This is a genomic window from Mycobacterium sherrisii, from assembly GCF_002102355.1.
Lineage (GTDB): Bacteria > Actinomycetota > Actinomycetes > Mycobacteriales > Mycobacteriaceae > Mycobacterium > Mycobacterium sherrisii.
This window is the reverse complement of the sequence record NZ_LQPT01000002.1, coordinates 22,055-48,009: the sequence shown is the minus strand read 5'-3', so window position 1 is coordinate 48,009 and position 25,955 is coordinate 22,055. Positions and strand designations below refer to the sequence as shown.

The 25,955-nt window shown below is 66.6% G+C and carries 28 protein-coding genes and 1 pseudogene; 14 read left to right on the top strand and 15 right to left on the bottom strand.

Annotation, left to right across the window (positions count from 1 at the left end):
* Positions 1 to 15 precede the first annotated feature (15 nt).
* Positions 16 to 495, top strand: a complete 480-nt coding sequence (locus AWC25_RS00255; protein ID WP_069402520.1) for a nuclear transport factor 2 family protein — start codon at positions 16 to 18, stop codon at positions 493 to 495.
* Here the strand turns inward: AWC25_RS00255 and AWC25_RS00250 are convergent.
* Together AWC25_RS00250 and AWC25_RS00245 are read right to left on the bottom strand one after the other, a co-directional pair.
* Positions 492 to 1,235, bottom strand: coding sequence for a DJ-1/PfpI family protein (locus tag AWC25_RS00250; protein ID WP_069402521.1), 744 nt, complete (start codon positions 1,233 to 1,235; stop codon positions 492 to 494). The two genes, AWC25_RS00255 and AWC25_RS00250, sit on opposite strands and share 4 nt — an antisense overlap.
* A gap of 30 nt (positions 1,236 to 1,265) precedes the next feature.
* A complete protein-coding gene (locus tag AWC25_RS00245) occupies positions 1,266 to 2,216 on the bottom strand; it encodes a GlxA family transcriptional regulator (RefSeq protein WP_069402522.1) in 951 nt (316 codons plus the stop codon).
* 111 nt (positions 2,217 to 2,327) lie between these two features.
* Between AWC25_RS00245 and tpx the strand changes: the two genes are divergently transcribed.
* Positions 2,328 to 2,822, top strand: a complete 495-nt coding sequence (tpx, locus tag AWC25_RS00240) for a thiol peroxidase (protein ID WP_069402523.1) — start codon at positions 2,328 to 2,330, stop codon at positions 2,820 to 2,822.
* A gap of 629 nt (positions 2,823 to 3,451) precedes the next feature.
* On the opposite strand, the gene AWC25_RS00235 is transcribed toward tpx, so the two are convergent.
* Positions 3,452 to 5,101 (bottom strand): AMP-binding protein, encoded by a 1,650-nt coding sequence (locus AWC25_RS00235; protein ID WP_069402524.1) that lies wholly within the window; start codon positions 5,099 to 5,101, stop codon positions 3,452 to 3,454.
* 281 nt (positions 5,102 to 5,382) lie between these two features.
* Here AWC25_RS00235 and AWC25_RS00230 point away from each other — a divergent pair, with 281 nt between their 5' ends.
* Positions 5,383 to 5,694, top strand: coding sequence for a DUF4333 domain-containing protein (locus AWC25_RS00230; protein ID WP_069402525.1), 312 nt, complete (start codon positions 5,383 to 5,385; stop codon positions 5,692 to 5,694).
* Here AWC25_RS00230 and AWC25_RS00225 read toward each other — a convergent pair.
* Genes AWC25_RS00225 through AWC25_RS00215 form a run of 3 tightly spaced genes read right to left on the bottom strand, consistent with a single transcriptional unit; the run spans position 5,691 to position 7,917 of the window.
* Complete coding sequence (locus tag AWC25_RS00225; protein WP_069402526.1) at positions 5,691 to 6,650, bottom strand: NAD(P)H-dependent flavin oxidoreductase; 960 nt, start codon at positions 6,648 to 6,650, stop codon at positions 5,691 to 5,693. The genes AWC25_RS00230 and AWC25_RS00225 overlap by 4 nt on opposite strands.
* A complete protein-coding gene (locus tag AWC25_RS00220) occupies positions 6,647 to 7,027 on the bottom strand; it encodes an NYN domain-containing protein (protein ID WP_069402547.1) in 381 nt (126 codons plus the stop codon). Before AWC25_RS00220 ends, AWC25_RS00225 begins: the two co-directional genes overlap by 4 nt.
* Positions 7,003 to 7,917, bottom strand: a complete 915-nt coding sequence (locus AWC25_RS00215) for an alpha/beta fold hydrolase (RefSeq protein ID WP_084229530.1) — start codon at positions 7,915 to 7,917, stop codon at positions 7,003 to 7,005. Before AWC25_RS00215 ends, AWC25_RS00220 begins: the two co-directional genes overlap by 25 nt.
* Before the next feature lie 88 nt (positions 7,918 to 8,005).
* Between AWC25_RS00215 and AWC25_RS00210 the strand changes: the two genes are divergently transcribed.
* The 3 genes from AWC25_RS00210 (at position 8,006) to AWC25_RS00200 (ending at position 10,778) form a co-directional block, all read left to right on the top strand.
* Positions 8,006 to 8,458, top strand: coding sequence for a winged helix-turn-helix transcriptional regulator (locus AWC25_RS00210; protein WP_069402528.1), 453 nt, complete (start codon positions 8,006 to 8,008; stop codon positions 8,456 to 8,458).
* Between the two features lie 96 nt (positions 8,459 to 8,554).
* On the top strand, positions 8,555 to 9,739 hold the full coding sequence (locus AWC25_RS00205) for an acyl-CoA dehydrogenase family protein (protein ID WP_069402529.1): 1,185 nt from the start codon (positions 8,555 to 8,557) through the stop codon (positions 9,737 to 9,739).
* Between the two features lie 136 nt (positions 9,740 to 9,875).
* On the top strand, positions 9,876 to 10,778 hold the full coding sequence (locus AWC25_RS00200; protein ID WP_069402530.1) for an NAD-dependent epimerase/dehydratase family protein: 903 nt from the start codon (positions 9,876 to 9,878) through the stop codon (positions 10,776 to 10,778).
* A 16-nt stretch (positions 10,779 to 10,794) separates the two neighbouring features.
* On the opposite strand, the gene AWC25_RS00195 is transcribed toward AWC25_RS00200, so the two are convergent.
* Positions 10,795 to 12,102 (bottom strand): hydroxyacid-oxoacid transhydrogenase, encoded by a 1,308-nt coding sequence (locus tag AWC25_RS00195; protein ID WP_069402531.1) that lies wholly within the window; start codon positions 12,100 to 12,102, stop codon positions 10,795 to 10,797.
* 235 nt (positions 12,103 to 12,337) lie between these two features.
* Between AWC25_RS00195 and AWC25_RS00190 the strand changes: the two genes are divergently transcribed.
* The gene (locus AWC25_RS00190; protein ID WP_085166182.1) at positions 12,338 to 13,792 is read left to right on the top strand and encodes an aldehyde dehydrogenase family protein; all 1,455 of its coding nucleotides are present in this window, start codon (positions 12,338 to 12,340) and stop codon (positions 13,790 to 13,792) included.
* 78 nt (positions 13,793 to 13,870) lie between these two features.
* Here AWC25_RS00190 and AWC25_RS00185 read toward each other — a convergent pair whose 3' ends face one another.
* From AWC25_RS00185 to AWC25_RS00175, 3 genes are all read right to left on the bottom strand, one after another.
* Positions 13,871 to 14,125: a hypothetical protein gene (locus AWC25_RS00185; RefSeq protein WP_069402533.1), complete on the bottom strand. Its 255-nt coding sequence runs from the start codon at positions 14,123 to 14,125 to the stop codon at positions 13,871 to 13,873.
* A gap of 116 nt (positions 14,126 to 14,241) precedes the next feature.
* Entirely contained in the window at positions 14,242 to 15,687 is a 1,446-nt protein-coding gene (locus AWC25_RS00180; protein WP_069402534.1) for an amino acid permease, read from the bottom strand.
* 177 nt (positions 15,688 to 15,864) lie between these two features.
* Complete coding sequence (locus tag AWC25_RS00175; protein ID WP_069402535.1) at positions 15,865 to 16,878, bottom strand: NADP-dependent oxidoreductase; 1,014 nt, start codon at positions 16,876 to 16,878, stop codon at positions 15,865 to 15,867.
* A 48-nt stretch (positions 16,879 to 16,926) separates the two neighbouring features.
* On the opposite strand from AWC25_RS00175, the gene AWC25_RS00170 reads away from it, so the two are divergent.
* Positions 16,927 to 17,766, top strand: coding sequence for a class I SAM-dependent methyltransferase (locus AWC25_RS00170; RefSeq protein ID WP_085166181.1), 840 nt, complete (start codon positions 16,927 to 16,929; stop codon positions 17,764 to 17,766).
* 62 nt (positions 17,767 to 17,828) lie between these two features.
* Positions 17,829 to 18,689 carry a TIGR03560 family F420-dependent LLM class oxidoreductase gene (locus tag AWC25_RS00165; protein ID WP_085166180.1) on the top strand — a complete coding sequence of 287 codons (861 nt, stop codon included), beginning with the start codon at positions 17,829 to 17,831 and terminating at the stop codon, positions 18,687 to 18,689.
* A gap of 4 nt (positions 18,690 to 18,693) precedes the next feature.
* Here the strand turns inward: AWC25_RS00165 and AWC25_RS00160 are convergent, their stop codons facing one another.
* On the bottom strand, positions 18,694 to 19,494 hold the full coding sequence (locus AWC25_RS00160) for a glycoside hydrolase family 16 protein (protein WP_085166179.1): 801 nt from the start codon (positions 19,492 to 19,494) through the stop codon (positions 18,694 to 18,696).
* Positions 19,495 to 20,198: 704 nt separating this feature from the next.
* On the opposite strand from AWC25_RS00160, the gene AWC25_RS00150 reads away from it, so the two are divergent.
* From AWC25_RS00150 to AWC25_RS27190, 4 genes and pseudogenes are all read left to right on the top strand, one after another.
* Positions 20,199 to 20,474: a hypothetical protein gene (locus tag AWC25_RS00150; RefSeq protein WP_085166178.1), complete on the top strand. Its 276-nt coding sequence runs from the start codon at positions 20,199 to 20,201 to the stop codon at positions 20,472 to 20,474.
* Between the two features lie 2 nt (positions 20,475 to 20,476).
* The gene (locus AWC25_RS26745; RefSeq protein WP_069402540.1) at positions 20,477 to 20,704 is read left to right on the top strand and encodes a hypothetical protein; all 228 of its coding nucleotides are present in this window, start codon (positions 20,477 to 20,479) and stop codon (positions 20,702 to 20,704) included.
* A gap of 86 nt (positions 20,705 to 20,790) precedes the next feature.
* Positions 20,791 to 20,949 (top strand): annotated as a pseudogene (locus AWC25_RS27195) (glycerophosphodiester phosphodiesterase family protein); the annotation flags it as partial.
* Positions 20,950 to 21,014: 65 nt separating this feature from the next.
* Positions 21,015 to 21,182, top strand: a complete 168-nt coding sequence (locus AWC25_RS27190; protein ID WP_232327304.1) for a glycerophosphodiester phosphodiesterase family protein — start codon at positions 21,015 to 21,017, stop codon at positions 21,180 to 21,182.
* Here the strand turns inward: AWC25_RS27190 and AWC25_RS00130 are convergent.
* Positions 21,179 to 21,817, bottom strand: a complete 639-nt coding sequence (locus tag AWC25_RS00130) for a cutinase family protein (RefSeq protein ID WP_084229535.1) — start codon at positions 21,815 to 21,817, stop codon at positions 21,179 to 21,181. The two genes, AWC25_RS27190 and AWC25_RS00130, sit on opposite strands and share 4 nt — an antisense overlap.
* A gap of 178 nt (positions 21,818 to 21,995) precedes the next feature.
* Here AWC25_RS00130 and AWC25_RS00125 point away from each other — a divergent pair, with 178 nt between their 5' ends.
* On the top strand, positions 21,996 to 22,679 hold the full coding sequence (locus AWC25_RS00125; RefSeq protein ID WP_069402542.1) for a class I SAM-dependent methyltransferase: 684 nt from the start codon (positions 21,996 to 21,998) through the stop codon (positions 22,677 to 22,679).
* Here the strand turns inward: AWC25_RS00125 and mmpH are convergent.
* Genes mmpH through manT form a run of 3 tightly spaced genes read right to left on the bottom strand, consistent with a single transcriptional unit; the run spans position 22,660 to position 25,728 of the window.
* Positions 22,660 to 23,736, bottom strand: coding sequence for an MMP endo-(1,4)-3-O-methyl-alpha-D-mannosidase (gene mmpH / locus AWC25_RS00120; protein ID WP_085166177.1), 1,077 nt, complete (start codon positions 23,734 to 23,736; stop codon positions 22,660 to 22,662). The genes AWC25_RS00125 and mmpH overlap by 20 nt on opposite strands.
* Entirely contained in the window at positions 23,723 to 24,481 is a 759-nt protein-coding gene (locus tag AWC25_RS00115; RefSeq protein WP_085166176.1) for a class I SAM-dependent methyltransferase, read from the bottom strand. Before AWC25_RS00115 ends, mmpH begins: the two co-directional genes overlap by 14 nt.
* Positions 24,475 to 25,728, bottom strand: coding sequence for an MMP alpha-(1->4)-mannosyltransferase (gene manT / locus AWC25_RS00110; RefSeq protein ID WP_069402545.1), 1,254 nt, complete (start codon positions 25,726 to 25,728; stop codon positions 24,475 to 24,477). The genes AWC25_RS00115 and manT overlap by 7 nt, the downstream gene beginning before the upstream one ends.
* Positions 25,729 to 25,955: the final 227 nt, after the last annotated feature.

Sequence of the window (25,955 nt, the reverse complement as noted above, 5' to 3'; positions counted from 1 at the left end):
TCTAGTCTGTCCGCTATGGGCAAGTTCAGCAGGGCCGAAATCGAGCAAGCCGTAGCGCACTACACAACTGTGGCGGAAGGGTGCAGCGCCTCCGGCGACTGGGCGCCTTTTGCGGATCTGTTCACCGAGGACGTTGTCTACACCGAACACCACTACGGGGTCTTTCACGGGCGCGAGGCGGTGCGGGACTGGATCGTTGCCGTCATGGCGCCGTTCCCGCACATGCGATTTCCCAGCGATTGGATCGCTTACGACGAGGACAACGACGCCGTCGTGATGATGATCAAGAATCTGCTCGATCACCCGACCGATCCCGACGGGGCGCCGTTCTGGTTTCCGAATTGGACTCGGCTGGTCTACGCCGGCGACGGCCTGTTCTCCAGCGAGGAGGACATCTACAACCCCCACCGTGACGCGCCGGGGGTGGTCGCGGCCTGGATGCAGGCCGGCGGGCAGTTCGCGTCGACGGAGTTCCTGCAGCCCAACCCGACCTAAGCCGACGACAGGTCGGGCTGTCGCTTGCGCCGGCGGGCCCGAACCGCCGTCAGGGCTCGGTCCCAGGCAAGCATCGCGGTCGCTTTGATATTGGCCGGCTTGGCGCTGTCGCGCGAAATCAGCGCGGTGGCAGTCGCTTTCGTGGTCGCCGAGGCCTTCGACAGGTGACCAGAGTCGAACGGGGGTTGCGGGTCGTATTCGAGCGCGAGCTGGATCGCCTTGGCACGCCCCTCACCGGCCACCTGGCCGGCCAACCACAACGCGAGGTCGAGGCCCGCGGACACGCCCGCGCAGGTGATCACGTCATCCTGACGCACCACCCGCTCGTCGCCGACCGCGGTGACCCCGAATCCCTTGAGCAACGGCAACGCCAGCCAATGCGACGTCGCACGCCGGCCGTCGAGCAGACCGGCCGCGGCCAATATCACCGATCCCGAGCACACCGACGTCGTCCAGCGCGCGGTCCGGTGCACCGCGCGCAACCAGTCGAGCAGCGCCTCGTCGCGCGCGTGCACCGACGTTGAGGGCCCGCCGGGCACCAGAACGATGTCGGGCGCGGGCGTTTCGGCCAGGGTGTGGGTGGCGCCGACGACCAGTACACCGGAGTCCGCGGTAATCGGGCCCGTTTCATGCCAGACGAATCGCACCTCGGCGTCGGGCAGGTTGCGCAGCACCTCGTATGGGCCGATCATGTCCAGTGCGGTGAATCCGGGGTAGGTCACGATAGCGATATGTGTCATCGGTGCGGTCCTTTCCGGTCGGGCCCAGGATCAAGCGAACGTCTTTCGGTACTGGTCCGGTGAAACCCCCACCCGGCGAATGAAGTTGCGCCGCATGGTTTCTGCGGTGCCGAATCCGCAGCGGGCCGCGATCGCAACGACGGTATCGTCGGTCTCTTCCAGCTGGCGGCGCGCCGCTTCGGTGCGGACGCGCTCGACATAGTGGCCGGGCGCCTCACCGACCTCCTCGGTGAACACCCTGGTGAAATGCCGCGGACTCATCGCCGCCAGACGCGCCAGTTCGCCGATGCTGTGCGGGGCCCCCGGCTGGGCCTCGATGGCTTCCTGGACGTCGCGAATGCAGGGGCGCTTGGCGCGCGGAATCCACACCGGCGCGGCGAATTGGGTCTGCCCCCCGGGTCGGCGCAGGTACAGCACCATCCAGCGGGCGACCGTCTGCGCGATTTCCGTGCCGTGGTCGTCCTCGACCAGGGAAAGGGCGAGGTCGATGCCCGCGGCGACGCCGGCGGCCGTCCAGAACCCGTCGGAGCTCCGCACGAAGATCGGTTCCGGATCGACCTCGACACCCGGGAACTCGCTGGCCAGCCGATCCGCAAAGGCCCAGTGTGTGGTGACGCGGCAGCCGTCCAGCAGCCCGGCCTCGGCTGCCAGAAAGGCACCGGTGCAGACGGTGACGACGCGGCGGGCGCTGCCCGCGACGGCCTTGATCCAGCCGATGAGGTTGGCGTCGTGTCGGGCGGCATCGACGCCGGCGCCACCGGGGAGCACGACGGTGTCGATGTCCCCGTCCGGGTCCGGCAGCGGCGCCCCGACCAATGTCAGGCCCGTCCCGGCACCGATCGGCCGGCCCCCGGCCGACGCAACTACGACGTCGTAACCGCCGCCGGTCAGCAGCGATGCGCCGGTGAACACGTCATGGGGCCCGATCAAGTCCAGGGCTTGCACGCCGGGGAAGCCGACCAGGACGACCTTGCGAACCATGGACTCAGTGTTGGCCCGAACCGGTCGTGTCGTCTAGGCCTAGTACCCCACGAATTAGGACATGCAGGACCTGGCCCGAGGGCGTGCCGGCGGGCTTGGCAGACTGTATGCATGGCACAGATAACCCTGCGTGGAAATGCGATCAACACCGTCGGCGAGCTTCCCGCCGTCGGTTCCAAAGCCCCGGCCTTTAACCTGACCGGCGTCGACCTCGCCCCGGTCGCCAGCGACCAGTTCAATGGAAAGTCGGTGTTGCTCAACATCTTTCCGTCTGTCGACACTCCGGTGTGCGCGACGAGCGTGCGGAAGTTCAATGAGCGTGCCGCCGCAAGTGGCGCGTCCGTCGTGTGCGTGTCCAAGGATCTGCCGTTCGCGCAGAAGAGGTTCTGCGGCGCAGAGGGTATCGAGAACGTCACCACCGCCTCGGCATTCCGCGACAGTTTCGGCGAGGACTACGGCATTACGATCGCGGACGGACCGATGGCCGGGCTCTTGGGTCGGGCGGTCGTGGTGATCGGCGCCGACGGCAACATTGCCTACACGCAGCTGGTGCCCGAGATCGCCGAGGAACCCGACTACGACGCGGCACTGGCCGCGCTGGGCTGATCTGCGGGTCAAAGAGCCCAGCAGCCGCACGTTTCATCTCGCATCTCGACGTTGCGCACCTTCCCGGTGACCGTCACCGGGAATCCGTCGACGATGCGGACGCAGCGGGGAACCTTGCGGTGTCCGAGGTTCCCCGCGCAAAATTGCGCACGATCCCGGCATGTTCCATCGTCGCGACCCCGCCAACAACTTCTCACTGTCCCCGGCCGACCACATCGAAAGCGGTCCCAAGGGTCTCCTCGACCAGATTGGTCGGGCGCAGCTACCGGCCTTGCCGGCCGACCATCTCAGCGATCAGAAGGCCTGTCACCGCACAGCCTCGGCGAGAAGGACGACAACGGACCACCGTCGATGATCGACGCCGGCGACGGTGGTCTGTCACGCCGTCCCGACCCTGAGGACGCCGGGCCACCATCCGACAGCACCACCGGGAACACCGGCCCATCACCCAGCAGTAGCGCCCGTCCCGGGAAAACAGCTGCCCGCAACACCAACATCGACCCCGGGGGAGACCGCGAAGACGATCGTCGCTGACGTTGCGCGCAACGCGCGGGCCGTGGATTCGCGTCAACCCGAGATTGCCGGGGAGCACGACAGCGGGCGCTGAAAGTGCTGGGTTGAACCCCGGGTCACAGCCCCAACAACCGGACCATTTCATCACGCATCTCGCCCTTACGCACCTTCCCCGTGACCGTCATCGGGAACTCGTCGACGATGTGGACGTACCGAGGAATCTTCTGGTGCGCAAGCTTTCCCGTGCAAAACTCGCGCACGGATTCGCGGTCCAGGGGTCGGCGACCCGGCCGCATCCTGATCCAGGCGCAGACCTCTTCGCCGTACTTGGCGTCGGGCACCCCGACGACCTGCACGGCCTCGACGTCGGGGTGGGTGTGCAAGAAATCTTCGATCTCACGCGGATACAGATTTTCGCCACCCCGGATGATGACATCCTTGATACGCCCGACGATCGCGCAATATCCATCGTCGTGCATCACCGCGAGGTCGCCGGTGTGCATCCAGCCGTCGGGATCGATTGCCGCGCGGGTCTTCTGCTCATCGTGCCAGTAACCGAGCATCACCGAGTAGCCGCGCGTGCACAGTTCGCCCGGTTGTCCGCGGGTGACGACTTCGCCTCCGTGTGGGTCGATGACTTTGATCTCGACATGGGGGTGAGCCCGCCCCACCGTGGTGGTTCGATGCGCAAGGTCGTCATCAATTCGGGTTTGGCACGACACCGGAGAGGTCTCCGTCATGCCATAGGCGATCGACAACTCGGACAGGTGGAGCTCATCGATGCAGCGGCTCATCAGCTCCTCCGGACAGGTGGCTCCCGCCATGATCCCGGTGCGCAGCGACGACACGTCGCACCCACCGAGAGCGGGATGACCCAGCATCGCGATGAACATCGTCGGCACGCCGTAAAGCGCGGTGCAGCGCTCCTTTTCGATTGCCTCCAGCGTCGCGGCGGGGTCAAATCCGGGAGCCGGAATCACCATGGTGGCACCGTGGGTGGTGCAGCCTAGATTGCCCATCACCAAGCCAAAGCAGTGGTAGAACGGGACCGGGATGCAGAGGCGATCTCCGCTCCGCAATCCGATGCATTCGGTGGCGAAGTAACCGTTGTTGAGGACGTTGCGATGCGACAGCGTGGCCCCTTTGGGGGAACCGGTGGTGCCCGAGGTGTATTGGATGTTGACCGGATCGCAGCGGTCCAACGACGCCATCCGGCAACGCAATTCGGCGTCGGCCACCTCGTCGGCGCGTTCGCATAATCGTGTCCAGTCGTCGGTGCCCAGGTACACGACGTCGGCCAACCCGGGGATCTCCGAACGTACCTGACTGACCATCCGTCGGTAGTCGGATGTCTTGAACGCTGTCGCCGACACCAGCAGTCGGACCCCGGAATCCGCGAGCACGTGCGATAACTCGTGAGTGCGGTATGTCGGGTTGACTGTGACCAGGATCGCCCCAACCTTGGCGGTGGCGTACTGCAGCATGGTCCATTCCGGGCAGTTGGGCGACCAGATTCCGACCCGGTCCCCGCGTCGTACCCCGACGGCCAGCAGCGCGCGGGCCAGGCGGTCAACGTCGGCGTTGAGTTCGGCGTAGGTCCACCGCCGGTCCCCGGCGACGTCGACGAGCGCCTCGACGGTGGGGTAGCGCAGGGCGGTGCGTTCCAGGTCCGCACCGATCGTCCTGTCGAGCAGGGGAGTGTCGACGGGGCCCGCATCGTAGGACGCGTGTGCTTCGTCGATGAAGTCTCCGGTCGGGGTGGTCATCTTTTTCCTGCGGTCAACGTCATCAATGTAACTCCGGCATCCGCCGCTCTAGCGCGGTTTCAGGTGGGCATCAACGTGAGCGGCCGCCGGTGAACCCCGCAGCATCGCGGGGCGGCGACGGGAAAGTACACCCAGGCTTCCGCTAGCTCAACAAGGCATGCATTTGTTTGCCGCACCAGGTGTCTCATGCCCGCTGATCTCTAGCATCGGACCAAATCGTGTTGGCCTAATCGTTTCCCGTCGCATTCGCTGCGGGCACCGCTAAAAGGAGTATCCGCGCAATGAGGCGTATCGCCCAGACCGCCACGGCGGCCCTGACTGTTGGCCTGTTGGGTGCCCTCGCGGTCGGCTGCGGCAGCAAGACGACCGTCAAACCCGACGGCGCAGCACAATCGGTGGTCGACGTCGTCTCGAAGCAAACCGGCTTCCATCCCAACGACGTGCACTGCCCCGCCGGGGTCGAGGCCAAGGTTGGCGTGCAGTTCGACTGTCACTTCACCGGGCCGGAGGGCAAGGAGTACACCGCGAACATGAAGATCACCCGGGTCAGTGGCGCCGAGGTCGATTTCGACGTCAACACCCATCCGAGCTAGGCCGGCCCCGGCCGCAGCCGGTTCGCCGTCGCAGCCAGCACTTCACGACACCCCGCCCAGGTCTGCTTGATGATCTCGGCGGCCGGTGGCAGGTCGTCGATACGACCGGCGACCTGACCGGTGTTGGCGACGCTGGCGTCCATGTCGCCGTCGAAGTAAAGCTGCTGAACGCGTTGTAGCGCAGCGCCGCCATCCGCGGAAGATGCTGCGGCGTCGAGCTTTTCGGCGGCCGCGGTACGAATGACACGCATCATCCGGTTGCCGTCGAGGGGCAGCAGCACCGTCCCGGTCTCGTCGGCGCGCACGACCGCCTCCTTGAGGTTGCCGTGCACGGGGGAATCCGCCGACGCCAGCAGCCGTGTCCCCATCTGCACTGCCTCGGCGCCCAGCACGAAAGCCGCCGCCATGGATCGCGCGTCGCAGATGCCGCCCGCGGCCACGATCGGGACGTCGACGTGGGCAGCGACCAAGGGCAGCAGCACCATGGTCGACGCCCCGTACCGGTTCTTGAAGCCGCCGCCCTCGACGCCCTCGACCACCAGACCGTCCACGCCGGCGTCGACGGCCTTCTTCGCCGCGGCCAGGGTGCCCACCACGTGGAACACGGTGATGCCAGCATCGTGCAACCGCTCGGTGAACAATGTCGGACTGCCGGCCGAGGTGGTCACGAACCGAATTCCGTTGGCGACGAGGAGATCTACGACCGCCGGGTCGCGATTGAACAGCAGCGCAATGTTGGCGCCCACCGCACCGCTGGTGAGGCTGCGCACGCGTTGCACGTCGGCGCGGCCCTGATCCGACGTCGTCTCGATGATCCCCAGGGCACCCGCGTTCGACACCGCGGCGGCGAGCTGGGCGCCGGCGATGTAGGTCATCGGCGCCTGGATGATCGGGATGTCGATGTGGGCGAGTGCGCACACCCGGTTGATGGCGGGCGCGCCGTCGGCGGCGGTCATTTGTCCCGCGGATCGACAAGGTCGCGGAAGCGCTCGGCCGCGAACACCGATGCACCCAGGCGCCGCACTCGATCGGCCAAAGCGCGATCCGATGTCACGACGCGGACCTCCTCTGGGAGCGTGTCGGCCTGCAGCCGCCGGACGATCTCGTCGTCGGCGGAGTTCGCGGCCGCGCGGGGCGCGTATGCGATCTCGACCTTCGCCGAGCTGATCGCAACCTTGGGCGGCCGCTCGAACACCAGCGTCACCGTGTCTCCTTGTCCTGCAGCCCAGGTCTGCACCGAGGCCACCAAAGCGGCCATGGCGGCCTCGCGATCTTTCCACCATCCGTCCGGACGACTGCCGATGACGTTCATCGCGTCGACCATCCACCGCACCATGCCACAGTATGCGTGGCTAGTTCGGGCTTCGTCGCAGGATATCGGCGACGACACGATCCGGGGCCTCGATGTGTGGGCAGTGCCCGACGTCGTGGTATGCGACCAGATCGACCGCGGGTATGCGGTTGCGCAGTTCCGCCGCGATCGCGGCGCCCGACACCGGGTCTCGCATGCCCCACAAGAATGTGAGGGGTACGGCGGTGCCGAGCAGCGCGCCTTCGAAGCGCGCCCCCGTTGGCGGCCCGTTCGGGGATGTAGCGCAACAGCTTTCGCTGGATGTCGCGGCCCGGGTCGTTTTCCCGCAGGGCGCGGTAGTGCAAGGCGGCGAGTTCGCGGTCCAGCGGATGTTCGGTGGAAAACACTGCGTCCCAAGTCCGGAAGAACAGCTTCTCGGTGAAGACCCGGGCCAGCAGGGCACCCAGCACGGGAACCAAACTCGCGCGCTGGGCGATGCGCGGCCGGTACCGATCGGCGAACAGGCCCGCATTGAGGAAGATGCAGCGACTCAGGGCCGCACCAGATTCGGGCTGACGGGCGAGCAGTTCGGTGGCGACGATGGCGCCATAGTCGATCACCGTGGGCTTCGATGGCGCATACGCCGCGATGATCGCCTCGGCCAGGTCGGCCTGTTCGAACACGCTGTAGCGGTGGCCGGGCGGTTTGGCGCTGGCCCCGTATCCGAGGAAGTCAAAACTGATCACCCGGTGCTGGCGGGCCAACTCGGGCTCGATGGCCGCCCATTCGAACGACGATGCGGGGAAGCCGTGCAACAGCAGCAGGGTCGGACCTTGACCTACCCGACGCACGAACACCCGCCGGGGCGTACCGCGCACCGTCAGCCGCACGATCTCACCGCCACGGCGCCATCGCTCGAGTGGACTTGTCACCCGCCCTCCGATCCGCCGAGTCTCATTTCGAGACCAAACGTTAGCAGCAGTGGTCTCGTTTTGAAACCATCGAGGTACGATCGGTTTCGTGCGCTACGAGGACCTGGCCGATTTCCCCTGTTCCATCACTCGGCCGTTGGTGGTGCTCGGGGATCGGTGGACTTTGCTGGTGCTCAAAACGGCGTTCAACGGCGTCCGGCGCTTCAATGCCTTCCAGTCCGCTCTCGGCATCTCCCGCAGCCGATTGCAGGACCGGCTCGACCGGCTGGTCGACCACGAGATCCTGGTCAAGAAGCCGTCCGCCGACGGCACTTACGAGGAATACCGGCTCACCCAGAAGGGCCAGGACGTCTATCCAATCCTGATGGCGCTGCGCGACTGGGGCGATCGCTACATGGCCCCCGACGGCCCGCCCATGCACTTCCACCACCGCGACTGCACCGGCGAAGCACACGTCACCCTCACCTGTGACGCATGCGGCGATCCCGTCACCGCGCGCGACGTCGCGCCGGCTCCCGGACCCGGCATGCCGCCCGGCTGAACGGCAACATCCGTCGGCGATCCGCCGGTTTCGGGGACTAGACACTTTGCGCGATTGGTATGGTCACCGGGGGCACGTTCGACGAGGAGAGCGCCAATGACGCCTTTAGCCGAGACCGACGACCGCGTTGTCGCGCTGGCCCGCGGGATGCGGGACCTCGTCCAGGAGCAGGCCGCGGAATCCGAGCGAATCCGCACGCTGTCCGCTCCGCTCGTCGATCAGATGTGGGCCAGCGGACTGATGTCCGCGTTCAATCCGGTGGTGGCCGGCGGTGTCGAGCCATCGTTCACCGAGATGATCGAGACGTGGATCGAAATGGCTTGGCAGGATGGCTCCTTCGGTTGGGTGGGCATCGCTAACCTGCCGTCTTCATTCGCCGCGGCGGCCTATCTGCCCGACGAGGGCTTCGCCGAGGTGTTCAGCGCGCACGACAACCGTGTGACCATGGGCGGGCAGTTCTTTCCCAACGGACAGGGGATAGCCGTCGAGGGCGGCTATCAGTTGAGCGGATCGTGGAGTTTCGGTTCCGGCATCGGGCACTCGGAGTACGTTGCCGCCGGGTTCCTGCCGCTGGACAACGGCGAGATGCGCTGGATCGGCGAGGGCCTGCCCCAGATGCACGTGGCGGTGTTGCCGCGCGAGCAGGTCAGCTTCAACGACGGATGGCATGTGCAGGGGCTCAAGGGAACCGGCTCCTACGACTACAGCGTCGCCGACGTGTTCGTCCCGCATTGCCGCACGTTCGAACTGTTCGCTCGGCGGCCGCACCGCGGGACCTCACCGGCCACCCGGATGGGGCTGATGCCGGTCACCGCGGCCGGTCATGCCTCCTGGGCGCTGGGAGTAGCCAAGAGCATGCTCGACGACGTGCAAGAGTTGGCGGCCACCAAGTTCCGGATGAGCGACATGGCATCGTTGGCGCGCCGTCCCACCTTCCAGAAGGGGCTGGCGCACCACCGTGCGGAGTGGCGCGCCGCGCGTCTGCTGGTGCTCGATGCTTTCACCGTGGCCGAGGCCGCCGTGGCGGCGGGCGACGAGCTCACCCCGGCCCTACGCGCGGACATGCGGGTGGCCGCCGTGTATGCCACCGACACGGCCCGCCGTTGCGCGGAGTGGGCGCATCTGGTCGCGGGCACCAGCTCGATCCGCGAGGGCACCCGCCTCGAACGTGCCTTTCGTGACATGTACACCGGAACCCAACACGCTTTCATCAGCGAAAAAGTGGCAATGGACGCCGCGCAGATCTGGCTGGGCATCATCGAGGATCAGCCCGGGTTGTAAACCGAAGATGCCGGCGCAACCCGGTTCGGGGATTTGAGCTCAGGTAGGTCAGGAGCCGCTCGGCGCTCGGCGCTCGGCCGCGAGCATCAATCCGTGCCCCTATCGACGGCGCGCACCCGTCGCCTACCATCAGCGCATGCGCGGCACCAAGATCCTGATCACCGGGCCCACCGGACAAGTTGCCACCCCGATCGCCAAGGCGCTGGCCGCCGACAACGAGGTCTGGGGGATCGCCCGATTCACCAATCCCGCCGTCCGGGAGGACCTCGAAAAGGCAGGCGTGCGTTGCGCGGCGGTTGATTTGGCCGCCGGCGACTTCGCCGGTCTACCAACGGACTTCGAGTACGTCCTCAACCTTGCGGTGGCCAAGAGCGGCAACTGGGACACGGATCTGGCGGCCAACGCCGAATCCGTCGGACTACTGATGGCCCACTGCCGTGACGCCAAGGCATTCCTGCACTGCTCCTCCGGAGCCGTCTACGACCCGCCCGGCGATGAGGTCCGGACCGAGTCCGCCGCGCTGGGGGACAACCACAAACCGTTGTTCCCCACCTACTCCATCTCCAAGATCGCCGGCGAGGTCGTCGCCCGGACCATGGCACGCGCCCTGGGCGTGCCGACCACGATCGCCCGGCTCAACGTGCCGTATGGCGACAACGGCGGGTGGCCGTTCTATCACATGGAGATGATGCTGGCCGGCATCCCAATTCCCGTCCCGCCCGGCGGCCCGGCCCAGTACTCGCCGATCCACGAGGACGACCTCATCGCCACCATCCCGAAGCTGTTCGAGGTCGCGTCGGTCCCGGCCACCACCCTCAACTGGTGCGGCGAGCAGGCCGTCAGCTTGCAGGAGTGGTGCAGCTACCTCGGGTCGCTGGTGGGCAAGGAGCCGGTATTCGAGGAGACCTCAAACGCGTTGCGCGGCAACCCTACCGATGCGAGCCGAATGCGCGAGCTGGTCGGGGCGGCCAAGGTCGACTGGCGCGACGGCATGCGGCGCATGGCGGCCAAGTTCCACCCCGAGCTGGTCACGGCCTAGCGGGTGAGGTAGCGGGTCACCAATACCGCATGGCGTGGCCGAACAGCTCCGCCAGCACCGGCTTGTCCATCTGGCGCGGGGCATTCTGCAGCAGCCGCTGCTGCGGAAACGCACCCTCGGTCAGAGCCCCGATGTCGTCGTCGGTGTAACCCACGCCGCTCAGGCCGTTGGGCATGCCGACCGCGCGGATGATGCGGATGAGTTCGCCCGCAAGCACTTCGCCCGCGTCGTCGGGACCGGCGTCGCGGGTATCGGCGCCGAGCAGCCGGGCTGCCTCGGTGTGTCGCTGCGGGCTGGCCGAGGCGGTGAACCGAAACACTGCGGGCGCGTTGACGATGACCGACATGCCGTGCGGCACCAGCGACTCGCCGGCCGGATATCCCGCGGGGTGAAAGTCCCGGACCAGGCCCGCGACGGCATAGGCCATGCCGTGCGGCGCGTGCACACCGGCGTTGCCGAAGGCGATTCCCGCAAGCGTCGCGGCCCACATCATCTGTTCGCGCGCAGCGTCGTCGGTCCCGTCGCGCACGGCCGACTCCAGGTTCTGGCCCAGCACTCGCAGCGCCTCGCGGCAGCCCAGGTCGCTCCATGGGTTGGCGCCCTGGCTCATCGGCCGCAGGCTGGGCCGCGGGGGAGCGGGCCGATGTACGTACGGGCGGGCGGTGTAGGACTCGAGCGCGTGCGAGAGCACGTCCAGCCCGGCGGCGGCCACCACCCCGCCGGGTAGCGTGGCGGTGCAATCGGGGTCGACGAGCGCTTCGGTGGGACGCAGTGCGGGCGACGCGATGCCCGTCTTGACCGTCAGCGAAAGCAGATCGAAGATCGCGATGCCGGTCACCTCGCTGCCGGTGCCGGCCGTCGTAGGGCACGCGATGTGCGGCTTGAGCGGTCCGGGTACCGGTTTGCCGTCGCCGATCGGCGCGTTGACGTAGGTGAGGAAATCCGCCGGATGGGTGGCGTAGAGATTGGCGGCCTTACAGGTGTCGATCACCGAGCCGCCGCCCAGGGAGACATAGCCGTCCGGGTTGGCGTCGCGGGCGAAGCGGGACGCTGCGGCGAAGGAGTCGTCTGTCGGCTCGACGCGCACCTCGGTGTAGGTGACCACGTCGATGCCGGCCGCCAGCAGCGAGTCGCGGGCCGTGGCGAAAATCGGGAGTGTCGCCACCTGCGCATCGGAGAACAAAGCGACCCGGCGCAGGCCCAGGGCGGCGGCACGCTCGCCCAATTCGGCGAGACAGCCGCGACCGAACGTGATCCGGGACGAGTCGACGGTGAAGGCTCCGTCACAGCCGGCCGCCGCGGCCGGGAATTCACAACACACCATGCCCCTATCAAAGCCCCCGTTCGTCATCTGACAAACTCCGCGACCGAAAACCCGTCGGCCAGTGGGGCATTCGAGAGTTGCTGCGGCGACCCGGCCCCACTGGCACAGCGGGTTGCCGGGACGCGCGCGATCGCGACACCTTGACCGCGCGACATTCCAAATGCTAAGCAGGTGCTCAGCATTTATGGGCACGGGAGCGCCGCGCTCGGATCAGAGTTGATCGGAGAAGGAATAGATGTCGCTGCAGGCAGTACTGGACGAGCTCAGTAAGCGCCCCGGCTCGGGCGAGGTCATTCCGATCATCAACCCCGCCACCGAAGAACAGATCACCGAATTCACCGACTGCGGCCAAGAGGCGGTCGACGAAGCGGCGGCCCGGGCCAAGGCTGCCTTCGAATCGGGCGTTTGGTCGCAGCTGCCGGGCCGCGAGCGCGCCAAAATCCTGTGGCGGATCGGCGATTTGATTGACGAGCACGCCGAGGAATTCGCCCAACTCGACTCGCTTAACACCGGCATGCCGTTGCTGCAGGCGCAATTGCAGATGTCGACCTGCTCGGAGTTCTTCCGCTATTACGCCGGTTGGTGTTCGAAAATCAACGGCACCGCCTACGACGTCAAAACCGACGGCATCGCGACCGACACCTATGTCAATATGCACGCGTACACGCTCAAGGAGCCGTACAGCGTGGTGGGCCTGATCTTCCCGTGGAACGGCCCCATCTTCAACGCCAGCGCGAAGCTGGCACCGGCTTTGGCCGCCGGCGCCAGCCTGCTCGTCAAGCCCGCCGAGGAGACACCGCTGTCGGCGGTGTTGTTGGACCGGCTCATTCACGAAGCGGGGGTGCCCGAGGGCGTGGTCAACCTGCTGACCGGCTATGGCCACACCGCGGGCGCGGCGATCACCGCGCACCGCGACGTCGAGAAGGTGGCGTTCACCGGTTCGACGGAGGTGGGCAAGGAGATCGTGCGGGCATCGGCCGGCAACCTGAAAAAGGTCACGCTCGAACTCGGCGGCAAGTCGCCGGTGTTGATCTTCGACGACGCGAACCTGGACAACGCCATCATGATGGCGTCGCTGGGCATCTTCGTGCATTCCGGCCAGGGTTGCGTGTGCGGGTCGCGGATCTTCGCCCAGCGCGCCGTTTATGACCGGGTCGTGGAAGGCATTGCGGCGATGGCGAATTCGTTCAAGCTGGGCGCCCCCACCGAGGAGGGCTGCGTCAGCGGGCCGCTGATCAGCCAAAAGCAGCTGAACCGCGTCATGGGGTTCATCGACGAGGGCAAAAATGACGGCGTCGACATCGTCACCGGCGGTTACCGCCTGGACTGCAAGGGCTACTTCGTCCACCCCACGGTGCTGACCAACGTCGACACCGGCATGCGGCTGTACCAGCAGGAGATCTTCGGCCCGGTGGTCACCGTCCTGCCGTTCGACGACGAAGACGAAGCCGTGGCCCTGGCCGATGACACCAGCTACGGCCTGGCGGCCACCGCGTGGACGGAAAACCTTGGCCGCGCGCACCGCATCATGCGGAGCCTGCAGGCCGGCAGCGTGCAGGTGAACTGCCAACTGGTCTTCGATCACGATGTGCCGTTCGGCGGATACAAACAATCCGGCTGGGGCCACGAGTTCGGTAAAGAGGGACTCGAGATCTATCTGAAGACGAAGTCGGTGTGGGCTCAGCTCTGACTGCTGACGGAATCGGAAAGTCCCGGACCCCAACCGGGTCCGGGACTTCCGGTAGTTCTTCGAGAGCCGGCAGAGACGTCAAGATCCCTTGTGGTAGCGGGTGAGGAAGCCGATGGAGGCCACCGCGGCGGCCGTGCCGATCACACCCCACAGCACCAACTGGAATGCCATCGCGCCGAAGAACCAGCCGAACGTCATTCCGATGTACAGCATCCAGATCACCCGGTAAAAGCTCCATACCGCAACCAGGCCGGTGCTGATCCCGATGTACAGGCTGCGCTGACGGTCGACACGGTTGATCTGCTCCTGGAGTCCGGCCGGCACGATGTTCATTTGCTGTCTTCCTTTCCTGGGGCGCCACCTCCGTGGCGGCGTCGTTGCGACAAGTACAGACGCGCGGATCGGCTACCGATCCCAACAACGTCCGCGCTCCAGGGACGGTGCGCCGATCAGCCGGCGTTATCGCCCGGGTGATTCACCGCGGCTTGGAATTGGCGGTATCGATCGGCGTGGCTGGGACGGCGACGAACGACCAGCCAACCGGCCGCGAGCACCACGAACCACACGGGAAACCACGCCAACGCGGTTGCCGTGTCGTCTTCGGTGCACAGGGTCCACAGCACGAATGCGAAGAACGCCAGGACACCCCAGCACATTGGGGTGCCGCCGGGCATCTTGAAGTTCGACTCCGCATGGCGGGCGGGATGGCGGCGGCGGTAGACGAGGTAGCTCAGCACGATCATCGTCCAAACGAACATGAACAGCAGCGACGCGACGGTCGTGACGAGCGTAAAAGCCCCCATGACCGACCCGCCGACGCGCAGCAGCGGGATCACGGTGAGAAACAGGGCGGCGGTCACGAACAGCGCGGGCGCCGGCACCCCACCGCGGTTGAGCCGACGGAAAAGCCCGGGCGCGCTGCCCTCGTCGGCCAGCCCGTACAGCATGCGACCGGTGGAGTACATACCGGAATTGGCTGACGAGGCGGCAGCCGTGGTCACGACGAAGTTCACGATCGACGCCGCGCCGGCCACACCGGCCAGAGAGAACATCAGCACGAACGGCGACTCGTCGCCGGCGAACCGCCGCCAGGGCACGACCATCAGGACCGTCAGCAGCGCGCCGATGTAGAAGATCGCGACCCGCAACGGCACGGCGTTGATCGCACGCGGCAGGGTGCGGCGCGGGTTGGCCGTCTCGGCCGCGGCGGCACCGACGAGTTCAACGCCGACGAAGGCGAAGAACGCGATCTGGAAGCCGCCGACCATGCCCATGAAGCCCGTGGCGAACACACCGCCGTCGTCCCAGAGGTTCTCGACTGATGCGCGATCTCCTTGCGGCGAAACGAAATCCGTCACCACCAAAAAGATTCCGACGAAGATTAAGCAGATGATCGCGACGACCTTGATCAGGGCAAACCAGAATTCGATCTCACCGAAGTTGCGCACGCTGAACAGGTTGAACAGCAGGATCGCCGCGCACGCGGTCAGCGCCGGCAGCCAGGCCGGCAGATCTGGCCACCAGAACTGCAGATAGCCCGCGATCGCCACCAGCTCGGCGATACCGGTGGCGATCCAGGCGAACCAGTACGACCAGCCGACGAAAAAACCTGCCGCGGGCCCCAGCAGGTCGGCGGCGAAGTCGACGAACGATTTGTAGTTGAGGTTCGACAACAGCAGCTCGCCCATCGCGCGGAGCACGAAGAACAAGAAGAAGCCGATGATCCCGTAGACCAGCACGACCGACGGACCGGCACGGGCGATGGTTCGGCCAGCGCCCATGAACAGGCCGGTTCCGATGGCGCCGCCGATCGCGATCAGCTGAATGTGCCGGTTGGCCAGGCCGCGATGCAGGTGCGGGACCGCCGAACGGGTCTCGGCGCCAACCTGGCTCATGCGTCACGTCCTCGCGGGTTTTCGAATCGCGGCAATCGAGCAGGTACTCATAGTCGCACTCCGGGACCGACCACTCCGATTGTCAACGGACGCACATCCGCCTCCCGCGCCGACGGCGTACTGGCTGCGACGTCGCCCCGGATCGCGCTGAGTGCACGTGAGGCGTCGAAAGGTGCGCTAGGCGGACGTCTTCACGACGAGCTTGCCGACGTTCTTGCCGTCGAACAGCATGTTGATCGCGGTCGGCAGTTGTTCGAAGCCCTCGACGACGGTCTCCAGCGGCGTGAGCTTGCCCGCGGTGATCAGCGCGGCGATCTCGCCGGCCGCTTCGGCCGAGCGGCTCAAATGATCCAGCACGATGAACCCCTGCACGGTGGCCCGCTGGATCAACAGATTGCCGAAGGCGCGCGGCCCGGGCGGCGGGTCGGCCTCGTTGTAGCCGGAAATCAAGCCGCACAAAGCGACGCGCGCACCGATGTTGAGCCGTGCGAAAACCGCGTCCATGATGACGCCGCCGACGTTCTCGAAGTCGACGTCGATGCCGTCGGGTGCCGCCGCGCGGAGTTGTTTGGACCAGTCGTCGGCGCGATAGTCGACCGCGACGTCGAAGCCGAGTTCCTCGGTCAGCAGCCGGCATTTGTCCGGTCCGCCGGCGATGCCGACGACGCGCGCGCCGTCGGCCTTGGCGAGCTGCCCGGCGACCGATCCGACCGCACCCGCGGCGGCCGAGACGACCACGGTCTCACCCGGCCGCGGCTTGCCGATATCCCGGATCCCGATCCAGGCGGTCAGGCCGGTCATCCCGAGCGCCCCCAGGTACACGCTGGGAGAGACGCCCTCGGCGACGTCGACGGCGAACAACGGCGCCGCGTCCGAGGCGACCACGTAGTCCTGCCAGCCCACCAGCCCCTGCACGATCTGACCGACCGGGTAGTTGGGGTTCTTCGACGCGACGACCTCACCGAGCCCAGCGGCCCGCATCACCTCGCCGATCCCCACCGGCGGCAGGTACGTCGGGGTGTCGTTGATCCAGGTTCGGTTGGTCGGATCGAGCGAAATCCAGTCGACCCGGACGAGCGCCTCACCGTCCTTGATCTCCGGGACCGCTTCCTCGCTGAGCTCGAAGGTGTTGGGGCCGATGCGGCCGCTGGGACGCTCCCGCAACAGGAAGCGACGATTTCGATCGGGCATGAGCGAACGCTACCTCCGGCAAATAGCGCCGGTGCTATAACCCCACCTATGGCCGACCACACCATCACTCACGTCTCTGATACCGCTCGGTGGACGGCATTGCATCGCGCCACCGAGTCGGCGCGCCCCGACGCCCTGTTCCACGACCCACTCGCCGAACGCCTCGCCGGCGAACGCGGCCGCGCGATCGCCGCCGGAATCCGCTGGGTCGACCGCAGCGGTTGGTGGCTGGTGGCGCGCACCAAGCTCATCGACGATGCCCTCGCCGACGCGATCGCGCACGGCTGCGACCGCGTGCTGAACTTGGCGGCCGGCCTGGACACCCGGCCCTACCGCTTGGCTCTCCCCGCCGACCTCAGCTGGGTCGAGGCCGATCTGCCCAAACTGCTCGCGGAGAAGACGGAGCTGCTGGCCGACCAGACCCCGCGCTGCCGGTTGACCCGCGTCGCCGTCGACCTGGCCGATCCGGGCGCCCGCGACGCCTTCTTCGACGAGGCGCTAGCCGGTGCGGCAAAGGCCTTCGTGTTGACCGAAGGCCTGTCGATGTACCTCGACGACCGCGATATCGCCGCGCTCGCGACGGCGATCAAACGTCCCGAAGTCGCTTGGTGGATGCTCGATTTCGCATTTCCCGGCCTGCGGGAACGGATCAACAAGAACGTCGCCGGGATTGCCGAAAGTGCCCCGTTCAAATTCGCACCCGACAACGGGCTGGCGTTCTTCGAGGACCTCGGCTGGCGCACCCTCGAAGCCGAATCGTTGCTCGCCGCCGCGCGCCGCTTTCGCCGCCTGCCGCTGTGGATGCGCCCGCTTACCTGGGGCCCGCGACCGGATCTGCGCAACCCGGGCAAAAAACCCACGAGCGCCGTGGCGCTGCTGACCCACTGAGCCCGATTTCGGCCTGCTCTTGCCAGGTCTCGACCCGATGCCGGCGAACCTAGGATTGTCGCATGCGCATCTCGGTGAAGTTCGATTTGGGATTTTCCTACGCCGAGCTCGACCGGTTGTGGCGCACCGCGGATGGCCTCGGTTTCGACGAAATCTGGGACTACGACCACTTTTACGGGCCGACGGACGACACCGATCCGACCTTCGAGGGCTGGACGGCCCTGGCCGCGTTGGCCGCCGTCACCACGCGCGCGCGGATCGGATGCCTGGTGTCCAGCGTGACCTTTCGTAACCCGGCCGTGCTGGCCAATATGGCGGTCACCGTGGACCACATATCCGGCGGGCGCCTCAACTTCGGCATCGGTGCCGGCTGGCGCGAGCCCGAGCATCGTGGCTACGGGATCGCTTTCCCCGGACCGGGCACCCGCGTCGCGATGGTCGATGAGGCGCTGACCGTGATTCGTAAACTCTGGACGCAGGACTCGGTCACATTCCGCGGACGCTTTTTCACCCTCGAGGATGCGCTGTGCGCACCCAAACCCGTGCAGCGTCCGCATCCGCCCATCGCCGTCGGCGGCAGCGAGCCCAAGATGATGCGCGTCATCGCCCGCCACGCCGACGTCTGGAACATGCCCGTCACCGGCGGTCCCGAAGCCTGGGGCGCGGCGAACACCAGGCTCGACGAGGCGTGCGCCGAGACCGGACGGGCGCCCGACGAAGTGTTGCGTTCGGCGCAGGTGTCGTTGCGCCCGGCCGAACCCGGCCAAGTAGAGGAGCAGTTGGCTTTGCTGCCCGCCTTCGAGCGACTCGGCTGCCAGCGCATGGTGCTCACATTCCGCCAGCCGCCGACGGAGGCAATGCTGCAGCGCTGCCTCGCGCTGCATTCGGCGCCGACCGGTTGCCGGAGACCGGATCCGGGCTGACGAACTACCAGACCCTTATCCAGTCGACCAGCATGTCCGCCGGATAGCTGCCCGGCCCGGGATCGCCTCCGCCGGAGCCGGCGACCGCGAGGTTGAACACGGGGTACACCGTGTAGCCCGGTGCGTTGAACGGCCAGTCGGGGAGCGAACTGGCCGGCACGTCGAAGTAGGGCTGGGCACCGTCGGAATAGTCCTTCCAGAACCTGATGCCGGCCTGGTCCCACTGGCAGCGCCAGGTGTGCCAGCCGCTGTCGACGGCGATGTTGTGGGTTTTCCACTCGCCACCATTGGCCTTGGCGTGCACGGTGGTTGCCGACGGCCAGTTGCCGTTGCCGTACCACTCCATGACGTCGATTTCGCCCTGATCGTCGTTGCCGAGCCAATAGGCCGGCCAAGCCCCTGCGGTCAGGCAGTTCAGCTTGATCCGCGCCTCCCAGGTATGGCCGACGCCGCCGCGCCACAGGCTTTGGATCTTGCCGCTGAAGTAGGTGGGGCCATCCTTGGCGGCCCGCAGCACCAGGTTGGAGTTGCCGTCGACGAACACGTTGCGGCGGTCGTCGCGGTATTGCCCGATGTGCTCGGGCAACTCCCAATACGTCGGGTCCTTTATGGTCTCGCGGGCCTTGGCCACCGCCCACTTCGACGGGTCCGGCGCCGAACCGGCCGGGCCGTCGAACTCATCGGCGAAGATGTAGCTTCCAGCCTGGCCGCTGGGGGCACTCCGGGCCTGCGGGATGGGCAGCGCGGTCGCCAGCACGCCGATCCCTGTCGTCAGCAGCATCCGGCGACGGTCCATGTCTGGCATAAGCAAGCGACGATAGCAGCCCCGGTCGCGGCGGGTCGAAACGGAAATTCTTGTCGGTGCGCGTCGTTAGCATTTGACCGCGGTACACCGAAACACCCGGCGGCACAGTCCTGGCCCGAGATTTGGCGGGAAATTCACGGCCAATTCTCATGTTTACGCCTGGTTTGGTCTCAGGATGGGCTGGGCATCCTGGACACGAACATATAACGCGCTGGTAGCTTTGCGGCTGAGTTGGGCTCTGAGAGGAGTTGACAGTCATGGCGAACACATCAGGGGCCACGGTGATTTTCCTCCAATCCCATCCCGCGTGGATTGCCGCGCAACGCCGTGAACGCGAGCGCAGCGAATCGATGCGCCGGCACCCGTCCGCCCGGAAAAGCCCCGCCGCCGTCCTGCCCGATCGGGCCCTCGCTGCTGGTAGCCGCCCTTTCAAGGTTTATTCGTCCGGGGATACCCCCGCCTAGTATTTGTCGACGCGGGGCCGGCGTCGGCGCGCATCACCGGTTGATAACTGACGCTGCAGAAAATTGCCGAACATCCCAGATCGCTGTATCAAATCGGCGCTCGCCCCAGGCCGCTTCGGCCGGCCCCGGCCCGCATTTGCTGTGACAGGTCGCTAGTGCAATTCCGCTGCATGGAATCGAGCATTTACATTCGGCGTCCCAACTACTACCATCCGTAGTAGTCCAGGTTGGGAGGGGTCCATGCCTCACAACTCGGCGCCGCTGCCCGCGCAGCGCACAATGATCGCGGCAATGATCATTTTTGCCGCCTTGTTCAGCGTGCACGGTATCGGTCACCGCTGGCGGGCGATGACCGCAGCCGGGCACACCCCGATGGTCGGCGGGATGATTCAAGGAATTTTCGTGGTTGTGGCTGTGGTTGTGGCTGTGGTGCCGGTGCTGGGACAACATCGACCGCACGCGGAGAGCACGACGGCAGGCGAACGCGGCGAATCGGACTACGGGACAGGGCGATAACAATGCTGCACATCGAGGAATACGTCGGCATCATCGTCGGGGCACGGCAACCACATCGGACACAAGCCGCGGCGAACCCGGCTCAACCCCGCGGCGCGCTCTTTCACGAGCTGAAGCGCTACATCGAGGCGCATGAGATCGATGTCGACGACGTCCGGATCGTCAACGCGATCGACACCGGGCGCGTCGACGGCGCCCGGCACTGGTACGACGTCACCTACGAAGCCTGAATCCGGACCCATGAGTGCGCGTCCCGGACGCCACCGTGGAAGTTCTGCGGGGCCGCGGGCGCAATCTCACCGCATTCAGATTTCCGATGCACAGCAGGGGTGCGTTTCGGGCGGCGGTAAAGCTCGGATTTCGCTACCTGGAAACGGACGTGCGGGCAACCCGCGGCCGGGTCGCCACGATCCTGCACGACCGTCACCTTCCGCTCCAGGCCGGGCCGTCCGGCCCAATCGACCGGCTCGCCTGGCGCGACGTGCGCGGGGCGGATCTCGGTGCGGGGGAGGCGGTTCCGATGCCGGACGAACGACGGCCGTGGTCCGCACGGTCCACGCCTGCGGGCGTCAGGTGCACCCATGGACCGTCGACGACCCGGTGGCGATGCACACGCGGCTCGATCTCGGCGTCGACGGAATCATCGCCGATGGCGCCGACCTGCTCCGCGACGTGTTGATCGCCCACAACGAGTGCGCGCCGCGTTAACCGAGTTTGCTCGCCGCGAAGTCGGCGGCCTGGTTGGCCATGCCGGCGTCGATGTAGGCGCTGGCAAGGTGTTGCGGCCAGTTCTGCTTCCACGTGTTCGGGTCGGCCGGGTTGCACACGGGATCGGCACCGTGGCACAACTCGATGGTCCGGTCGTTATAGGTCGGGTTGAAGTTGGTGATGGGACCCACCCATTGGCTGCCGTTGCCGAACAAGGCGACGGCGGCGATGTGTTGATCCATGCCCGGCGGCAGCGGGCTGTCGAACCCGAACGCGCCGATCGGGGCCGCCAGCACGACGTCGGTGACCGCGGCGCCGAGCGAGTACCCGCCCAGCACTAACCGGGTGTCCGGGCAGCTGTTGGCCATGTCCTGGATGTGGTGGCTCATGTCGTTGGCGCCGACGTCCACCTCGGTGTCCGCCGGGTACCGCACGGCGTAGGAGCTGAACGTCTTGTTGGCGACCTTGGACCGCAAACTACTGATGAAAGCGTTGCCCAGGACACCCGGTCCCGGCGACTCGTTTCGGCCGCGGGCAAAGATGACCTGGACCTGGGGACAGCTTGCGGCCGCGGCCGGTACCGCGCCCGGCGTTCCGTACGGTAGGACCGCGGGAATCACCATCAGGGTGCCCATGACCAGGATCGCCGCCAGACCCGCACCCACCGACTTACACACGAGTAGAACGCGCACCAGACGATGTTAAGCCGAACCTGCCCGGGGCCGCTGGCCCTGCGGGCCGGTCGGACGAACTCATTGCGGCAAAGCTCAACCACGGTGCCGGGGCGGTCGCACCGGACGATAGGTTCAGCTGATGAGTCACACCGACAAGAGCGCATCCGAGCGCCTGTTTGCGCTGGCCGAACGGGTAACGGGGTTCATGCCCGACGGCGAGGGCCGCGCGCTCTACGACGCGGCGCAGCGGTACCTCGCCGGCGGGGTCGGCGTCGAGATCGGTACCTACTGCGGCAAATCCACCGTGCTGCTCGGCGCGGCGGCGCAACAGACCGGGGCCGTGCTCTACACCGTCGACCATCACCACGGCTCCGAGGAACACCAGGCCGGCTGGGAGTATCACGACGCCTCGTTGGTCGACGAGGTGACTGGGCTGTTCGACACGCTGCCGACGTTTCGTCGCACGCTTGACGCCGCCGGGCTGGACGACCACGTGGTGGCGATCGTGGGCAAGTCGCCGCTGGTGGCGCGGGGCTGGCGGACGCCGCTGCAGTTCTTGTTCATCGACGGTGGCCACTCCGAGACCGCGGCCACCGAAGACTTCAACGGATGGGCGAGATGGGTGACTGTCGGCGGAGCCCTCGTCATCCACGACGTCTTTCCCGATCCCGCCGACGGTGGCCGACCGCCGTTCCACATCTATTGCCGGGCCCTGGAATCCGGTCAGTTCCAGGAGATCTCCGCGACGGGGTCGCTGCGGGTGCTCGAGCGCACCGCCGGTCAGGTGGGCGAGCCGATCGAGGTCAGCGGCCCGGCCTGGTAACGACGCACTCGCAGTCGAAGTCGTTCTGCAAACCAATCGGGAGCTGCTCGCCGCGAAAAATGCCCGCACCGCCGGTGGTGTCCGACAGCGCGTCGGCGGCCAGAATCACCGCCGCGCCCGTCCACGTGGTGCGCTCTTCGGGCCAGCGTTTACCGTCGGCGAACACCAAACCGGTCCAATAGGATCCGTCGCCCTCGCGCAGGTGCTGCATCGCCGCGAACTGCGCTCGCGCGGCGGACCGTTGACCCATCGCCTCGAGCGCCATGACCAGCTCACAGGTCTCCGCACCGGTGACCCACGGCCGGTCGTCCACGCACCGAATGCCGAGACCGTTGACGACGAAGTCGTTCCAGCGTTGTTTGATGCGCGCGGCGGCCGCCGGGCCGCGCAGCGCACTGCCGAGGATGGGGTAGTACCAATCCATGGAATAGCGGTCTTTTTCGGTGAACGCTTCGGGATGCGCGACGAGCGCATGGCCCAGGCGCCCCAACGCGAGTTCCCACTCCGGCTGCGGATCGTCCACCAGCGCCGCAAGCGCCAGGGCGCACCGAATGCTGTGGTACACGCTGGCACACCCGGTGCGCAAGGCTTCCGGCACGGGCCCGGATTCGCTTCGGGCCCAACAGATTTCGCCATATCCGACTTGGAGGTCGATGACGAAGTCGATCGCTTTGCGCACGACCGGCCACATCGACTCAGCAAACGAGTGATCGCCGGTGACCAGCGCGTAATGCCACACCCCGGTCGCGATGTACGCGCAGAAGTTGCTGTCGCTGTTGGCGTCTTCGATCTTTCCGGAACGCAGCTGCAGCGGCCAGGACCCGTCGGCCCGCTGGGTCCGCCGACTCCAGTCGAAGGCAGCGCGGGCGGGCTCGAGCAATCCCGCGGCGGTGAGCGCCATGGCCGATTCGACGTGATCCCAGGGGTCGGTGTGACCACCCTCGAACCAGGGCAGGGCACCCGAGGATTCTTGGGCGGCGGCGATGGACAGGGCTGTCTGGCGACACTGCTCCGGACTGAGGACACCCGCAACTGCCGGCGCGTTAGATCGACGCAACGGAATACCCCTGCGTTGCCTCGGCCGATGCCGTCGACGGCTTGGTGAAGTACATGGCGACGCTCTTGCCGACCACCGGATTAAGCACCGACTCGGCGATCCGGGTGAGCTTCGGGCGCCGCATCAGGTCCCACACCAGTACCTTGTGATAGGCGGCCACCCCCGGATGGTCGGTATTGTCCACGCCGACAGCACATTTCAACCACCAAAATGGCGAATGCAACGCGTGCGCATGGTGGGCATGCGCCAGCTGCAAGCCGGTGCGCGCGATCTTGTCCCGCAGTTCGCTGGCCCGGTAGATGCGGATGTGCCCGCCGGGGTTGGCGTGGTATTCGTCCGAAAGCAGCCAGCACACTTGTTCGGGGAGCCAGCGCGGCACCGTGACCACCAGGGTGCCGCCGCCCCTGAGGACCCGGATCAGCTCCGCGATCGCGGCGTCGTCCTGGGTGACGTGTTCGAGGATTTCCGACGCGATGACGCAGTCGAATGTCTCGTCGGCATACGGCAGCCGCAACGCATCGCCGACGACGGTCTTTGCCGAGGCGGCCGCGGGGACCTCACCGTTTTCGGCCATTGCCTGCAACACGGTGTCCACCGATCGCAGTTCCGCTTCGTCGCGGTCGAACGCGATGACGTCGGCACCGCGCCGGTATGCCTCGTACGCGTGCCTGCCTGCTCCGCAGCCGACGTCGATGACCTTGGTGCCCGGCCCGATGGCGAGCCGATCGAAATCGACTGTCAGCATTGCCGGTCGCTCTCGGCGGCCTTTCGTGCGATTGCCCGCTCGTAGACCCGTACCGTCTGCGCGGCCACCGCCTCCCAGCTGAACACGTCGACCGCACGCGCCCGACCCGCCTTCCCCAGGCTGCGGCGCTTCTCCGGTGAGTCGAGCAGTTCGCCGAGGGCCCGGGTCAGCGCGTCGACGTCGGCGGGGGGCACCAGCTCGGCGCACGCGCCGTCGGTGCCCAGCACTTCGGGTAGCGCACCGACCCGGCTTGCCACGATCGGGGTGCCGCTGGACATCGCTTCCACCGCCGGCAGCGAAAACCCTTCGTAAAGCGAGGGAATGCAGGCCACCTCCGCCGAGGCGAACAACGCGGCCAGCTCGGCATCGGACAGCCCGCTGGTGACGTGCACGATGTCGGAGATTCCCAGTTCGGCGATGAGTTTGTGGGTGGGACCGTTGGGCTCCACCTTGGCGACCAGTCGCAGCTCGACGTCGCGGTTCATCCGCGTTTTGGCGACGGCGTGCAGCAGAGTGCTGACGCCTTTCAACGGGGTATCGGCACTGGCGATCGCGATCACGCGGCCGGGTTGCCGGGGCCCCGAACCCGGTTTGAACAGTTCGGTATTGACGCCCAGCGGCACCACGTGCAGTTGATCCGGCGAGACGGAGAAGTCGGAGATGATGTCGGCGGCCGACGACGACGACACCGTCAACAGGTCCGGAATTTGACGGGCCACCTGCTGCTGCATGTCCAGGAAGCCATACCACCGTCGCACCAACGGTTTTCGCCACCATTTCGCGGCGGCGACGTCGAGCACCCGATCACGCGTGATCGGGTGGTGCACCGTGGCAACCACGGGCATCCCGGTGGCGGCGACGGTCAGCAATCCGGTGCCCAGACTTTGGTTGTCGTGGACGACGTCGAAATCGCCGGCCCGGTCGGCCAACAGCCGCGCGACACGCAGCGTGAATGTCCGCGGCTCGGGGAAGCCGGCGGTCCACACCGTCAGCAGTTCCCGCAGGTCGATGGTGTCGCGGATTTCGCTGGGCCGGGGGATCCGGAACGGGTCCGGCTCGCGGTACATGTCGAGGCTGGGCACCTCGGTCAAGCGCACCCGCGGATCGAGTAGCTCCGGGTAGGGCTGCCCGGAAAACACCTCGACCTCGTGACCGAGTTCCACCAGACCGTGGCTGAGATGTCGTATGTAGACGCCCTGCCCGCCGCAATGGGTCTTACTACGGTAGGACAGCAAGGCAATTCGCATACTCAACTCTTCTTTGCTGGTCAAGGAACGCGGAGGGCGCCGAATCCATTGCGATCAACGGGCTCCCGAACTCCGTGACAGCAAACTGGACATGTGTCCAGACTATAGTTCGATCAGCTAATCGACGCAACGCGCCTTCGACGCCCTCCAATCATAGGTTTTGCCCGTAGCGGCCGCCGAACCGGTCGGCGAGATAACTGTGCGCGGCCGAGCGGTCGGGCCGCATC

Coding starts and splice junctions, on each gene's coding strand:
- AWC25_RS00245 (WP_069402522.1), bottom strand. CDS start 2,216: ATGGTTCGCAAGGTCGTCCTGGTCGGCTTCCCCGGCGTGCAAGCCCTG.
- AWC25_RS00125 (WP_069402542.1), top strand. CDS start 21,996: ATGAGTCACACCGACAAGAGCGCATCCGAGCGCCTGTTTGCGCTGGCC.
- AWC25_RS00175 (WP_069402535.1), bottom strand. CDS start 16,878: ATGCCCGATCGAAATCGTCGCTTCCTGTTGCGGGAGCGTCCCAGCGGC.
- AWC25_RS00225 (WP_069402526.1), bottom strand. CDS start 6,650: ATGACCGCCGCCGACGGCGCGCCCGCCATCAACCGGGTGTGCGCACTC.
- AWC25_RS00150 (WP_085166178.1), top strand. CDS start 20,199: ATGCCTCACAACTCGGCGCCGCTGCCCGCGCAGCGCACAATGATCGCG.
- AWC25_RS00185 (WP_069402533.1), bottom strand. CDS start 14,125: ATGAACATCGTGCCGGCCGGACTCCAGGAGCAGATCAACCGTGTCGAC.
- tpx (WP_069402523.1), top strand. CDS start 2,328: ATGGCACAGATAACCCTGCGTGGAAATGCGATCAACACCGTCGGCGAG.
- AWC25_RS00230 (WP_069402525.1), top strand. CDS start 5,383: ATGAGGCGTATCGCCCAGACCGCCACGGCGGCCCTGACTGTTGGCCTG.
- AWC25_RS00180 (WP_069402534.1), bottom strand. CDS start 15,687: ATGAGCCAGGTTGGCGCCGAGACCCGTTCGGCGGTCCCGCACCTGCAT.
- AWC25_RS26745 (WP_069402540.1), top strand. CDS start 20,477: ATGCTGCACATCGAGGAATACGTCGGCATCATCGTCGGGGCACGGCAA.
- AWC25_RS00160 (WP_085166179.1), bottom strand. CDS start 19,494: ATGCCAGACATGGACCGTCGCCGGATGCTGCTGACGACAGGGATCGGC.
- AWC25_RS00115 (WP_085166176.1), bottom strand. CDS start 24,481: ATGCTGACAGTCGATTTCGATCGGCTCGCCATCGGGCCGGGCACCAAG.
- AWC25_RS00190 (WP_085166182.1), top strand. CDS start 12,338: ATGTCGCTGCAGGCAGTACTGGACGAGCTCAGTAAGCGCCCCGGCTCG.
- AWC25_RS00255 (WP_069402520.1), top strand. CDS start 16: ATGGGCAAGTTCAGCAGGGCCGAAATCGAGCAAGCCGTAGCGCACTAC.
- AWC25_RS00250 (WP_069402521.1), bottom strand. CDS start 1,235: ATGACACATATCGCTATCGTGACCTACCCCGGATTCACCGCACTGGAC.
- AWC25_RS00235 (WP_069402524.1), bottom strand. CDS start 5,101: ATGACCACCCCGACCGGAGACTTCATCGACGAAGCACACGCGTCCTAC.
- AWC25_RS00170 (WP_085166181.1), top strand. CDS start 16,927: ATGGCCGACCACACCATCACTCACGTCTCTGATACCGCTCGGTGGACG.
- AWC25_RS00200 (WP_069402530.1), top strand. CDS start 9,876: ATGCGCGGCACCAAGATCCTGATCACCGGGCCCACCGGACAAGTTGCC.
- manT (WP_069402545.1), bottom strand. CDS start 25,728: ATGCGAATTGCCTTGCTGTCCTACCGTAGTAAGACCCATTGCGGCGGG.
- AWC25_RS00205 (WP_069402529.1), top strand. CDS start 8,555: ATGACGCCTTTAGCCGAGACCGACGACCGCGTTGTCGCGCTGGCCCGC.
- AWC25_RS00165 (WP_085166180.1), top strand. CDS start 17,829: ATGCGCATCTCGGTGAAGTTCGATTTGGGATTTTCCTACGCCGAGCTC.
- AWC25_RS00130 (WP_084229535.1), bottom strand. CDS start 21,817: ATGGGCACCCTGATGGTGATTCCCGCGGTCCTACCGTACGGAACGCCG.
- AWC25_RS00195 (WP_069402531.1), bottom strand. CDS start 12,102: ATGGTGTGTTGTGAATTCCCGGCCGCGGCGGCCGGCTGTGACGGAGCC.